Origin of the sequence: Rathayibacter sp. AY1A2, assembly GCF_002930935.1 — a bacterium.
Classification (GTDB): domain Bacteria; phylum Actinomycetota; class Actinomycetes; order Actinomycetales; family Microbacteriaceae; genus Rathayibacter.
In genome coordinates this window covers 21,735-33,662 of the sequence record NZ_PSTP01000020.1, presented here as the reverse complement: position 1 = coordinate 33,662, position 11,928 = coordinate 21,735, and the positions used below count along the sequence as shown (strand labels likewise).

The following is an 11,928-nucleotide window of genomic DNA, read 5'->3' as shown; positions in this document are numbered from 1 at the left end:
GTCCCCGGTTCGGGGGAGGAGTGGCGCGAGGCGCGGCCTACGCCTCCGCGGTGCGGTGCAGGGCGCGGACCGAGACGACCCGGCGACGGGCGATCGCGGCGACGGTGAGCAGCAGGCCGAACAGCAGCCAGATCACCAGGCCGACGACGGCGCCGGCCGTGCCGTCGGTGCCCTCGACCACTCCGGACAGCGCGTTCTGCGCCGCCGAGAGCGGCAGGAACCCGAGCACGTCGTCGAACAGCCCGGGGACCGTCGAGATGATGCCCGCGCCGAGCGCGATCACCGCCGCGACCATCGCGAGGAAGCGGCCGATCCCTCCGAGCAGGGCGACCAGCCCCTGGTTCACCGCGGCGAACGAGGCGCCGGTGAGCATCGCCAGAAGGGCGAAGCCGACCCAGCGGCCCGGCTCCAGGCCCGCGACCCCGCTCATCACGATCGCGACCGCGAGTCCCTGCACCACGCCGATCACGAGCGCCGGCACGTAGGAGGAGAGGGCGAGCGCGGCGGAGGAGCGGGTCGAGGAGAGCGCGCGGTGCGAGAACGCGGCGAGCACCAGGAACGTCGCGAGGGCGCCCAGCCAGAGGGCGATCGTCGCGAAGAACGGGACGCTGGAGGCTCCGAACAGGTCGGTCGCGCTGCTCGCGTTCTCGACCGGGTCCGAGACGACGTCGGCGAGGTTCGTCGACTCCGACTCGGTGTAGGTCGGGAGCTGCGCGACCGCGGCGTCGAGGCCGGTCGCGAGCGTGCGGGTGCCGTCGGCGAGCTGCACGGCGCCGTCCGAGACCCCGCTCGCGCCGTCGGCGAGCTGGTCGGCTCCGTCGGCGGCGGAGGAGGCTCCCCCGGCGAGGTCGGCGGCGCCGCCCGCGGCCGTGGTCGCGCCGGTCGCGAGGTCGCGGGCACCGGCCGCGGCGGTGGTGGCGCCGGTCGCGAGCTGCGCCGACCCGGCCGCCGTGGTGTCGAGGCCGTCGGCGAGCTGGGAGGCTCCGCCCGCGGCGTCGTCCGCGCCTTCGGCGAGCTGCGTCAGGCCGCCGGACAGCTGTCCGATACCCCCCGAGAGAGTGCGCGCGCCGGTGGCGGACTGCCCGACCGCGTCGATCAGCGAGGGCTGCCCGTCGCCGCCGAGGCGGATGCCCGCGTCGATCCCGGCGACGGCTCCCGCGGTCGTCGTGGCGAGGGTGGTCGCGCCGGTGGGTCCGTCCGCCGAGGCGATGACGGCGCGCGCGGCGAGGCACTGCGTCGTCTCGCAGCCCTCGAGCGCGGCGCTGAGCGCCTCGAAGGTCCCCGCAGTGGCGGCGGCGGCGCCGGCGCTGAGGGCGGCGACCTGCTGGGTCCCGTCGCCGGTCCTCACCACTCCCTCCCTCAGCTGGTCGAGCCCGTCGGCCAGGTCGGAGGCGCCGCCCTGCAGCGCGGTCGCCCCGGTCGCCGAGTCGCGGGCGCCCGTCGCGAGCTGTCCCACTCCGCCGGAGAGGCCGCGCGCACCGGTGGCCAGCTGCGCGACTCCGCCGGAGAGGTCGGAGGCTCCGGTGCCCAGCTGCCCCACGCCGTCGGCGAGGGACGAGGCTCCGGTGCCGATCTGCCCGACGCCGTCCGAGAGCGAGGAGGCGCCGGTGGCGAGCTCGTCGATCCCGTCGGCGAGGCTGCTCGTGCCGTCGGCGAGGGTCGAGGCGCCGGTGCCGAGCTGGTCGGCGCCGTCGGCGAGCGTGCCCGCGCCCTCGGCCGCCTGGCCGATCTGCTCGTTGAGGGTGTTGAAGCCGACGTAGACGTTCTCGAGGTAGGCCGTGGTCAGCTGCGTGTTGAGCAGCGAGGTGGCGGTGCTGGTCACGGTGGCCGAGATGGCGTCGTCGACGAGCTTGGCCTTCTCGCTGGTGGCGATGTCGATGGTCGCCTTCGTCGCCTCCGCGGCGTCGCCGGAGTACGAGGTGGCGGCGGCGGAGAAGGAGGAGGGGATCGTCACGACGGTCGCGTAGCTGCCGTCGGCGAGGCCCTTGGCAGCGTCGTCCTTGTCCGTGAGGACCCAGGTGAAGTTGCCCGTCGAGTCCGAGCCGGAGACGTTGGGCACCGGGGTCGTGCTCGCGGACGGCGTCGCGCTCGCCGAGGGGGTGGAGGAGGGGGCGTCCGAGCTCGCGGAGTCGGTGCCGCCCGTCACCAGGCCGGCCGCGAGCTGGCGCCCGAGCGGCACGGTCTGCCCGTTGATCTCGACCGGGGTGTCCTCGTTGACCACGGCGGCCGTGATCGTGTCGAGGCGCTCGGTCGGGTTCCACAGCGCCCAGACCAGGAGGCCGCCGATGACGAGGGGGACCAGGACGATCCCGAGAAGGGTCAGCCAGGACACCTTCTTGACGCCGCGGGGGCGTTCGAGGGAGAGGAGAGCCATCTGTCAGAGGACCTTTGCGATCGCGCGGCGCTCGGCCGCGGGCGAGACCGCGAGCACGCCGCGGTCGGTGGGGAGGAGGTCGTCGAGCGCCTCGGCGTCGACGGAGGAGGCGACCACGGTGAACGCGTCGTCGGCGGCGCGGGCGGCGTCGAGCTCGGCCCGGATCGCGCCGCGCAGCTGCGGGTCGGTGACCGTGTCGAGGTCGTCGAGCACCAGGATCGGCGGGGCCGACTCCAGGGCCGACCGGACGTCGGCGACGGGGTCGGCGGCTCCGGCGAGGCGCACCAGCCCGACCCGGCCGCGCACGGCGGCGGAGCGGATCGGCACGACCAGGCCCGCGACCTTCAGGCGCCCGGAGTCGGGGGCGAGCCGGCCGGCGATGCTCAGCAGCAGCGCGGTGCGGCCGGAGCGGTGCGGCCCGTGGACCACGAGGGAGGAGCCGGGCGCGACCCGCAGCGAGACGCCGCTGTAGACGGGACCGTCGGGTCCGTCGAGGCGGAGGTCCTCGGCCGCTATCACGTCCGTGGATCCGGGCTCCGGCCAGTCGGCCAGCGCGAGCTCCTTCGTGAGGCCCTCGCCCTCGACGTCGAAGGACGGCAGGACGCGGTCGAGCCAGCGCGGCATGTGCCAGGCGCGGTCACCGAGCAGGTGCAGCACGGCGGGCACCAGCGTCATCCGCACGATGAACGCGTCGACGAAGACGCCCACGGCGAGCCCGAGCGCGATCGGCTTGATGTTGGTGTCCCCCTCCGGCACGAAGGCGGCGAAGACCGAGAACATGATGACCGCGGCGGCCGTGACCACCTTGGCCGAGCCGACGAAGCCCGACTCGACAGCGGCGCGCGCCGGCCTCCCGTGCACGTAGTCCTCGCGCATCCGCGAGACCAGGAACACCTCGTAGTCCATCGCGAGGCCGAAGAGCACGCCCATCAGGATGATCGGCATGAAGCTGATGATCGGGCCCGTCTTGTCGACGTGCAGAGCGTCCGAGAACCATCCCCACTCGAACACCGCCGCCACGGCGCCGAAGGACGCGCCGACCGACAGCAGGTAGCCCAGCGTCGCCTTGATCGGCACCCAGAGCGAGCGGAACACCATCGTCAGCAGCACCAGCGACAGGCCCACGACGAGCAGGCCGAACGGCAGGAGGGCCTTGGCGAGCGTGTCCGAGATGTCGATCCCGACCGCGGTCTGGCCGGTCACCGCGAGGTCGACGCCGTACTCCTGCTGGAAGTAGTCGTGCTTGTCGCGGATCTCGGCGACCAGGGCCTTGGTGGCCTCGGAGTCGGGGCCGCCCTCGGGGATCACCTGGATGATGCCGGTGTCGGCGGTCTCGTTGGGCGTCGCGAGCGGCACCGAGGCGACTCCGTCGAGCTTCTCGATCTCGCCCTTGAGGTCGTCCATCAGGCCGAGCGGATCGGTCGAGCCGATGATCGTGCCGGTGACGATGAGCGGGCCGTTGTAGCCGGCGCCGAAGTTCTCGGCGAGCAGGTCGTAGGTGGTGCGCGCGGGAGTGCCCTCGGCCTGGTAGCCGGCGTCCGGCAGGGCGAGGCGGAGGCTGAGCGCCGGGATGCTCGCGACGCCGAGCACGCCGATCACCGCGATGATCGTCACGATCGGGAAGCGCGTGACGACCCGGACCCAGCCGCGGAAGAACCCGCGCGGGACCTCGGCGTGCACGTGGCCGCCGGGGGAGGCGGTCGCCGCCTCCTCGTGCGCCTCGGTGTCGGAGTGGGTGCCCGCGGCGGCGGCGGCCTTCGCGGCCTTCTTCTTCGCGCGGCGCTCCTTCGGGCGCAGCCGCGCGCCGGCGAAGCCGAGGAGGGCGGGGGTCAGGGTGAGCGCGATGACCACGGCGATCGCGACTCCGCCCGCCGCTGCGACGCCCATCGTGGTGAGGAACGGGATGCCCGCGACCGAGAGGCCGACGAGCGCGATGATCACGGTCAGGCCCGCGAAGACGACGGCGGAGCCCGCGGTCGCGGTCGCCCGCGCGGTCGACTCCTCCGGGTCCATGCCCTGCTTCAGCTGGTCCTGGTGGCGGCTGATGATGAAGAGGGCGTAGTCGATCCCGACCGCCAGGCCCAGCATCAGGGCCAGGAGCGGCGTGGTCGAGGAGATCGAGGCGAAGCGGGTGGCGATGAAGATGGCCGACATCGAGAGGGCGACACCCAGCAGTGCGGTGACCAGCGGCATGCCGGCGGCCAGGAACGAGCCGAAGGTGAGCACGAGGACGACGAGGGCGACCACGAGGCCGATCGCCTCCGTGATGGTCACGCCGGGGAGGTTCTGGGCGAAGAGGTCGCCGCCGAGCGAGACCACGGAGCCGGCGGGCAGCGCGTCCTGGAGGGTCGTCGCCTCGGCCTTCAGCGCGTCGCGGCTCTCGGGGCTCGTGGTGGTGGCGGAGCCGTCCATCTGCGCGGTGATGACGAGGGCGTTCCCGGCGTCGGAGATCGTGCCGGACACGCTGTCGGAGTAGGGGTCCGTGACGGCTGCGACCTCGTCGACGTCGCCGAGCGCGGCGACCGCGTCGCTGACGGGGCCCTTCACGTCGGCGTCCTGGACGCTGCCCCCGTCGGGCGCGACGACCACGTACCGCGCGGACGTGCCGCTGACCTGGGGGAAGGTGCGCTCGAGCTGGTCGAGGGCGGTCTGCGACTGCGTGCCCGGGATGGAGAACGTGTTGTCGGTGCCCTGGTTGAGCAGCAGCGCTCCTCCTCCGCCCGCCACCACGATCAGCAGCCACAGGACGGCGACGAGGCGGTGGGCGCGGTACACGCGACGACCGAGACGGTAGAGCAGCGACGACACGCGGTCTCCTGACGATGGGTGGGGAGGGTGGCGATACGTCTCTGTACCAGGGCGGAGCCGGGCTCCGATACACGAGCGTATCCGATACAGGACCGTATTCGATACGTGAATGTATCGGATAAGGTGAACGGCGTCGAAGGTGTTGACAGGGCGGGCAGGAGGCTGGTGATGACGGCGATCGACTCCACCCCTCCCGAGACCTCCCGCCGAGGCCGCACCCGCGAGCGCCTGCTCGACGCGGCCTACGACGTCTTCGCCGAGACCGGCGTGCACAGCGCGTCCGTCGAGCAGATCTGCGAGCGCGCCGGGTTCTCGCGCGGCGCCTTCTACTCCAACTTCTCCACCAAGGAGGAGCTGTTCTTCGCGCTCATGGAGCGGGAGAACGGCGCCCGGGTGACGGCCCTCGTCGAGCAGATGGACCGCACGATCCCGCGCGTCGTCTCGGCCGACGAGCCGCTGACGGCCGAGACGCTGGCCGTGGTCATCCTCGACTTCCTCCAGGGACCTGCCACCGACAACCGCCGCTGGTGCGTGGTCGAGTCGGAGTTCGAGCTGCTCGCGCTCCGCGACCCCCGGATCGCTCCGCAGTACCGCGACTTCCGCGCCGGCTTCGACGCCTCGCTCGTGCAGATCGTGCACGGGGCGCTGCGCCAGGTGCGCCGCGAGTTCTCCCTCGAGCCGACGACGGCCGTGCGCCTGCTGGTGGCGGGCTACGACGACGCGGTGAAGCAGTCGATCCTCGAGGACGAGTCGGAGCCCGCGTCGCTCGAGCGCCTGCGGGCGACGCTGACGGCGATCGTCCTCGCGATCTCGTCCGCCGACGCCTGAGCCGAGCGGGCTCTCGCGGCCGCCGCCGCCGTATGCGCCGGCCGGCTCCGCACCCGGCGGCCGAGCGGCCGCTGGGGAGTGCCGGGTCCGGTCCCCGCTCCTCCGCCCGCGCGACGAGGATGGACCCATGGAACTGCGACAGCTCGAACACTTCCTCGCCGTCGCGAAGGAGCAGCACTTCACCCGCGCCGCGAGCGCCCTGCAGATCTCGCAGTCGGGCCTCTCGGCGTCGATCCGCGCGCTCGAGAGCGAGCTGGGCAGCCCCCTGTTCACCCGCAGCACGCGCCGGGTCGAGCTGACGCCGGCCGGCCGGGCGATGCTCGCGGAGTCGGAGCGCTCGGTCGCCAGCGCGCTCGCCGCCCGCGACGCGGTTCTCGCCGTGCAGGGGGTGCTCCGCGGGAGCCTCGCGGTCGGCACGGAGGAGTGCCTCGGCGGCGTGCACCTGCCGCGCGAGCTCGCGACCTTCCGCGAGCAGCACCCGGGAGTCGCGCTCCGGCTGATCCACGAGGGGTCCGGCACGCTGCTCGACTCCGTCGCCGCCGGCCGCCTCGACCTGGCGCTGGTCGCCGACATCGGAGCCGTGCCGGGCGGCGTGCGGACGATGCCGCTGGCGAGCGAGGGCTTCGCGGTGCTCGTGCGCCCGGGTCACCCGCTCGCGAGCCGCGTCGGCTGCCGCATCCCGGACCTTGCGGGCGAGACGATCGTGGGGCTGCAGGAGCACTGGGCGGCGAGTCACCTCGCGGCGCGGGCGTTCGCGGCGCACGGCCTCGCGTTCGAGGTCGAGCTCGAGGTGAACGACGTGCACACGCTGCTCGACCTGGTCGAGTACGGCATGGGGATCGCGGTCGTGCCGGCGCACTTCGCCGAGAAGCGCCCGGCCGGGCTGCGGGCGGTGGCCCTCGCCGATCCGCTCCTGGTGTGGCGGACGATGGTGGCGGTGCCGGAACGGCCGAGCGCCGCGGCCCGCGCGTTCGTCTCGGCCCTCCCGCAGCCGCTGCAGGACGCGGTCTGAGTCGGAACGCGCTCGCAACGGAGGAGGGACCAGCGCCGAGATCCCGCGATCCGCGTCGGACCGGTGCCTCGACCGGATCCCTCCTCCGTCATGAACGGGCTCAGTCGAGCGAGGCCAGCTCCTCGGGCGTGAGCTCCAGGTCGGCCGCCGTGGCGGAGTCGCGGATGCTCTCGGGGCGGGAGGCGCCCGGGATCGGCAGCACGACCGGGGCCTTCGCCAGCTCCCAGGCGAGGCAGACGACCTGCGGCGTCACGCCGCGGGCCTCGGCGACCGCCGCGAACGCGGAGTAGCGCGAGCCGAGCTCGCCCGCCGAGGAGATGCCGCCGAGCGGGCTCCACGGCAGGAACGCCAGTCCGAGCTCGGCGCAGAGCTCGAGCTCCGGCTCGCTGGAGCGGAACGACGGCGAGAACTGGTTCTGCACCGAGACCAGGCGCTCGCCGAGGATGCCGTGCGCCTCGCGGATCTGGTCCGGGTCGGCGTTCGAGATGCCCGCGCGGAGGACGACGCCCTCGTCGAGCAGCTCGGCCAGCGCTCCGATCGAGTCGGCGTAGGGGACCGCCGGGTCGGGCCGGTGGTACTGGTAGAGGCCGATCGCGTCGACGCCGAGGCGCTTCGCGGACGCGCGGGCCGCCTCCTTGAGGTACTCGGGGCGGCCGTCCTGATCCCAGGGGCCGGGCTCGCGCCGCAGGTGGCCGCCCTTGGTGGCGACGAGCACGGCGGAGGTGTCGCCGCCGTAGCTGCGCAGCGCCTCCGCGATCAGCAGCTCGTTGTGGCCGAGGTCGTCCTGGGTGGCGAGGTGGTAGGCGTCGGCCGTGTCGATCAGGGTCACGCCGGCGTCGAGGGCGGCGTGGATCGTGGCGATCGAGCGCTCGCGGTCCGGGCGGCCCTCGATCGACATCGGCATGCCGCCGAGTCCGATCGCGCCGACCTGGACGTCGCCGAGAGTGCGCTGCTTCATGAATGCTCCTTCGCAATGGGGTGGGTGGTCACCAGGCGTAGTCCTCGGGGGCGGTCCGGTGGCCGGGGAAGATCTCGTCGAGGCGCGCGAGGGCCTCGGCGTCGAGGGTGATGTCGACGGCGGCGACGGCGCTCTCGAGCTGCTCGAGCGTCCGCGGCCCGGTGATCGGACCGGTGACGGCGGGCTGGTGGAGGAGCCACGCCAGCGCCAGCTCGCCGGGCGCCTCGCCGCGCTCGCGGGCGAACGCCTCCCACTGCTCGAGCGCGGGACGGTGCTCCTCGATCGCGGCGAGGGTGCGCTCGGAGGAGCGGCGCCCGCCCTCCGCGGTCTTCTCGAGCACGCCGCCCAGCAGTCCGCCCTGCAGCGGCGACCAGGGGATGACGCCGAGCCCGTAGTGCAGCGCCGCGGGCAGGACCTCGCGCTCGACGTCGCGGACGAGCAGGTTGTAGATCGACTGCTCGGAGGCGAGGCCGGTGAAGTGGCGGGCGCGCGCCGCCTCCTGCGCCTGGGCGAGGTGCCAGCCGGCGAAGTTGCTGGAGCCGACGTAGAGGACCTTGCCCTGCTGGACGGCGACCTCCATCGCCTGCCAGATCTCGTCCCAGGGAGTCGTCCGGTCGACGTGGTGGAACTGGTAGAGGTCGATGTGGTCCGTCTGCAGGCGGCGGAGGCTCTCGTCGAGCGCGCGGCGCAGGGTGAGCGCCGAGAGGCGGCCGCCGTTGGGCCAGGAGTCGCGGCCGCGCTCGGCTCCGGGAGCGGCGAACTCGCCCATGTCGCCGAAGACCTTGGTCGCGAGGACGGTGCGCTCGCGGCGCTCGCCGCCCTGCGCGAACCAGCGGCCCACGATCTCCTCGGTGGCGCCGCGGCCGGCCTCGCCTCCGTAGACGTTGGCGGTGTCGAAGAAGTTGACGCCGAGCTCGTGCGCGCGGTCCATGATCGCGAACGAGTCGGACTCCTCGGTCTGCATGCCGAAGTTCATGGTGCCGAGGACGGTGCGGGAGACGGACAGGCCGGTGCGACCGAGGTGCGTGTACTGCATGGTCTCAGTCGACTCCGGTTCGGGCCGCGTGTCCAACAGGTGCTCGGCATGGGTGCGATCGACGGGGGAGGTCAATCGGGGGCGCGCCGTCCAGGGGCCGCCCGAGCCCCGCCTCGGTCGGGCCTGCGCGTCGGCCGGGTCCAGCGGCCTCGACCGGATCGCCCGCAGCCCGCTGGGCGCGGTGGCGCCCGGCCGCCCGGGTGCCGGGTTAGAGTCGCGGAATGGTCCGGACGACGCAGCGCCTCGTGATCGCCCTCTCCGCCGTGGTCCTGCTCGCCGGCTGCACGGCGGAGGCGACGAGCCCCGCCGCCGCACCCGCCGAGCCGACCGCCTCGACCGCCTCGACCGCCTCGACCGCGCCGCCCGCCGCCGGAGCCGAGTCCACGCCGCGGCCGGTGCCGAGCGTCTCGACCACTCCCGCACCCGTCGAGGACGTCTCGGGCGAGTGCGTCGTTCAGGCGCTCGACGAGGGGACGCTCGACGGCGTCGACCTCGAGCGCGTGCGCGACCGCGGCGCCCGCGCCGGCGCGACCGGGACGGCGAGCACCGCCTCCGACGGCGCCCCGGCCTCCTACCTGGTGGCAGCGGGCGACATCAGCGAGCGGATCGCGGACCGGTTCTGCATCAGCTCCGACTACCTTTCCGCGCTGAACTCGGTGCGCCGCGACGGCGTCGACATCGACAGCCTCTACGGCGGCGACACCCTCAACCTCCGCCCGACGACCGTCCTGAGCGTCGGCGACCAGAACGGCCGCGTCCTCGACAACGCCGAGCCCGACGACCTCCCCGCGCAGACCGGCTGACGCCGCTCCCGCCCGCGCCCGCCGCCACTCCTCCCGCCTCGCAGCAGCACGCGACCACCGCGGAAGGCGCGGATCCGACGGCAGGTGCGCGGCGCTCAGCCCAGGACGCCGATCAGGACCGCCGATACGGCGACGGTCGCCGCGAGCCCGGTCGTCCGCGAGCGGCGGCGCGCCGGGTCCTCGAACCACGGCAGCCCGTCCCAGCGCAGCACGGCGCCGGCCGCCCCGGCCGCGGTGAGAGCCACCAGCACGGCCCAGGGGAGCAGCGTCAGCGCCGACCAGTCGACGAGCGCCCGCCCGAGCAGCAGCACGGCGACGGCCTCGACGCCGCGGGCGAGCGTCCGGACGCGGTCGCGGTCGAGGAACCCGGCCGCCCGGCGCCGGGGGATGCTCCCCAGGGCGAAGCGGCCGACGGTGAACGCGACGACGAGCAGGACGAGGATCGAGGCGATCATCACGACTCCTCCCCGGCGAGCTGCAGCAGGCGCAGACCGAGCTCGTCGACCGAGCTCGCCGTGTCCCCGTTGACGAACACGGCTAGGCCGCGCTCCCGGTCCATCGCGAGCATCGTCGAGTAGCCGGAGGTCCCTCCGTTGTGCCAGGTGACGGATCCGCCGTCCTCCGACTCCGAGGTGAACCAGCCGAGGCCGATCCGCGCCCCGTCGGCGTCGAACCGGGGATCCAGGACGCTCGCGGCGGGCACGCCCAGCGCGGGGTCGTCGGTGAGGAGGGCCTGCGCGTAGCGGGCCATGTCCACCGCCGTGGAGCGGACGCCGCCCGCCGGCGCGTAGCCCGCCATCGTCCACGCGTCGACGGACCGCCCGCTCGCCGAGAAGCCGGTCGGCGCGTCGCCGGGGAGGGCGTCCGCGGTCTCCGGGACGGAGGTCGCGGTCATCCCGAGCGGATCGAGGACGCGCTCGCGGAGGAGGTCGGCGTAGTCGCGGCCCTCGGCGCGGGCGAGCGTCTGGCCCAGCACCGCCGCACCGAGGTTCGAGTAGGCGTGCACGTGCTCGCCCTGGTCCGCCTCGGCGGCCTGCCGGAGGACGTCGTCGGCCGACCAGCCCGCGTACGGGTCCGTGCCGCGCAGCTGGGCGACGAGCGTCGAGGCGAGGTCGCCGACACCGGTGGGGAGGCGCGGCAGGCCGGAGCGGTGGGTCGCCAGCTCCTCGAGCGTCCCGGTGAAGCCGCCGACGTCGGCGTGCTCGGCGGCGGGGTCCTCGAGCCCGACCGTCCCCTCGGCGGCGCTCCGGGCGAGGAGGAGCGCGGTCATCGTCTTCGTGACCGATCCGATCTCGACCTCGGTCCGCTCGTCGGCTCCGAGTCCGCCGTAGCGCACGCCGTCGGGCGTGATCACGGCGGCGACGAGGTGGTTCCGCGCCCCGTCCCCGACGTCGGTCCGGAGCCACACGGCGATCTCGGCGTCGCCCGTCGCCTCGGTCGAGAGGGTGGGAGCGGAGGGACGGAGCAGCACTCCGCCGAGCAGGACGACGGCCGCGGCGGAGGCGGCGGCGAGAGCGAGGCGGCGGCGGGTCATCGGGGTCCTCCGGAGGCGAGCAGGATCACGAGCAGGGGGACGAGGCGCTCCGGCGGGACGCCGTAGCGACCGCGGCCGCGCGCCTCCAGCCAGCCGGCGGCGACCAGCTGGTTGACGTGGTGGTAGATCTGCCCGGTGGTGCCCGCGCCCTCGCTCTCGGCGAGCTGCGCGACGGTCTCGACTCCGCCGGCCACCGCCTGCAGGAACCGCAGACGCACGGGGCTGCCCAGCGCGGCGAGCGCGGTCGGCCCGGGGCTCGCTCCCCAGTCGCGCTCGAAGAACGCGTCGGTGCTGAGGCCGTACTGCCACTCGACGGGGCCGGCCGGAGTGGCGACCGAGCCGGCGAAGACGACTCCGCCGGGAGAGGGCAGGCGCTCGCGGAGAGCGGTCAGGGCCCAGAGCGGATCGTCGGCGGCGGGCGCGGCGGGGGTGTCGGCGCGCTCAAGGCGGTCCAGCCGCGCTCGAAGCTCGTCGACCTCGCCGGCGAGGTCTCGGGAGGAGGTCATGCCTCCACTATTGCAAACATTCCGTAATCACGGAACTCCGGAGCTGACCGGTACCGCAGGCGTCGCGGT

General features: G+C 74.1%; 10 protein-coding genes. 3 read left to right on the top strand and 7 right to left on the bottom strand.

Annotation, left to right across the window (positions count from 1 at the left end; translation table 11 throughout):
* Positions 1 to 37: 37 nt before the first annotated feature.
* Together C5B93_RS14100 and C5B93_RS14095 are read right to left on the bottom strand one after the other, a co-directional pair.
* Positions 38 to 2,374, bottom strand: coding sequence for a YhgE/Pip domain-containing protein (locus C5B93_RS14100; RefSeq protein ID WP_104292733.1), 2,337 nt, complete (start codon positions 2,372 to 2,374; stop codon positions 38 to 40).
* Positions 2,375 to 2,377: 3 nt separating this feature from the next.
* Positions 2,378 to 5,182 (bottom strand): MMPL family transporter, encoded by a 2,805-nt coding sequence (locus tag C5B93_RS14095; RefSeq protein WP_104292732.1) that lies wholly within the window; start codon positions 5,180 to 5,182, stop codon positions 2,378 to 2,380.
* 168 nt (positions 5,183 to 5,350) lie between these two features.
* Between C5B93_RS14095 and C5B93_RS14090 the strand changes: the two genes are divergently transcribed.
* Together C5B93_RS14090 and C5B93_RS14085 are read left to right on the top strand one after the other, a co-directional pair.
* Positions 5,351 to 6,010, top strand: coding sequence for a TetR/AcrR family transcriptional regulator (locus C5B93_RS14090; protein ID WP_104292731.1), 660 nt, complete (start codon positions 5,351 to 5,353; stop codon positions 6,008 to 6,010).
* Between the two features lie 127 nt (positions 6,011 to 6,137).
* A complete protein-coding gene (locus tag C5B93_RS14085; protein ID WP_104222755.1) occupies positions 6,138 to 7,022 on the top strand; it encodes a LysR family transcriptional regulator in 885 nt (294 codons plus the stop codon).
* Between the two features lie 100 nt (positions 7,023 to 7,122).
* Here C5B93_RS14085 and C5B93_RS14080 read toward each other — a convergent pair whose 3' ends face one another.
* Entirely contained in the window at positions 7,123 to 7,980 is an 858-nt protein-coding gene (locus C5B93_RS14080; protein ID WP_104234268.1) for an aldo/keto reductase, read from the bottom strand.
* A 28-nt stretch (positions 7,981 to 8,008) separates the two neighbouring features.
* Positions 8,009 to 9,016 (bottom strand): aldo/keto reductase, encoded by a 1,008-nt coding sequence (locus C5B93_RS14075; protein WP_104222753.1) that lies wholly within the window; start codon positions 9,014 to 9,016, stop codon positions 8,009 to 8,011.
* 221 nt (positions 9,017 to 9,237) lie between these two features.
* Here C5B93_RS14075 and C5B93_RS14070 point away from each other — a divergent pair, with 221 nt between their 5' ends.
* Positions 9,238 to 9,819, top strand: a complete 582-nt coding sequence (locus tag C5B93_RS14070; protein ID WP_104292730.1) for a hypothetical protein — start codon at positions 9,238 to 9,240, stop codon at positions 9,817 to 9,819.
* 95 nt (positions 9,820 to 9,914) lie between these two features.
* Here C5B93_RS14070 and C5B93_RS14065 read toward each other — a convergent pair whose 3' ends face one another.
* From C5B93_RS14065 to C5B93_RS14055, 3 genes are read right to left on the bottom strand one after another with little or no spacing between them, the layout of a single operon-like run.
* Positions 9,915 to 10,274: a hypothetical protein gene (locus C5B93_RS14065; RefSeq protein ID WP_104234265.1), complete on the bottom strand. Its 360-nt coding sequence runs from the start codon at positions 10,272 to 10,274 to the stop codon at positions 9,915 to 9,917.
* On the bottom strand, positions 10,274 to 11,353 hold the full coding sequence (locus C5B93_RS14060) for a serine hydrolase (protein WP_104292729.1): 1,080 nt from the start codon (positions 11,351 to 11,353) through the stop codon (positions 10,274 to 10,276). The genes C5B93_RS14065 and C5B93_RS14060 overlap by 1 nt, the downstream gene beginning before the upstream one ends.
* Complete coding sequence (locus C5B93_RS14055) at positions 11,350 to 11,859, bottom strand: helix-turn-helix transcriptional regulator (protein ID WP_104222749.1); 510 nt, start codon at positions 11,857 to 11,859, stop codon at positions 11,350 to 11,352. Before C5B93_RS14055 ends, C5B93_RS14060 begins: the two co-directional genes overlap by 4 nt.
* Positions 11,860 to 11,928 lie beyond the last annotated feature (69 nt).

Coding starts and splice junctions, on each gene's coding strand:
- C5B93_RS14100 (WP_104292733.1), bottom strand. CDS start 2,374: ATGGCTCTCCTCTCCCTCGAACGCCCCCGCGGCGTCAAGAAGGTGTCC.
- C5B93_RS14090 (WP_104292731.1), top strand. CDS start 5,351: ATGACGGCGATCGACTCCACCCCTCCCGAGACCTCCCGCCGAGGCCGC.
- C5B93_RS14085 (WP_104222755.1), top strand. CDS start 6,138: ATGGAACTGCGACAGCTCGAACACTTCCTCGCCGTCGCGAAGGAGCAG.
- C5B93_RS14080 (WP_104234268.1), bottom strand. CDS start 7,980: ATGAAGCAGCGCACTCTCGGCGACGTCCAGGTCGGCGCGATCGGACTC.
- C5B93_RS14075 (WP_104222753.1), bottom strand. CDS start 9,016: ATGCAGTACACGCACCTCGGTCGCACCGGCCTGTCCGTCTCCCGCACC.
- C5B93_RS14070 (WP_104292730.1), top strand. CDS start 9,238: ATGGTCCGGACGACGCAGCGCCTCGTGATCGCCCTCTCCGCCGTGGTC.
- C5B93_RS14065 (WP_104234265.1), bottom strand. CDS start 10,274: ATGATCGCCTCGATCCTCGTCCTGCTCGTCGTCGCGTTCACCGTCGGC.
- C5B93_RS14060 (WP_104292729.1), bottom strand. CDS start 11,353: ATGACCCGCCGCCGCCTCGCTCTCGCCGCCGCCTCCGCCGCGGCCGTC.
- C5B93_RS14055 (WP_104222749.1), bottom strand. CDS start 11,859: ATGACCTCCTCCCGAGACCTCGCCGGCGAGGTCGACGAGCTTCGAGCG.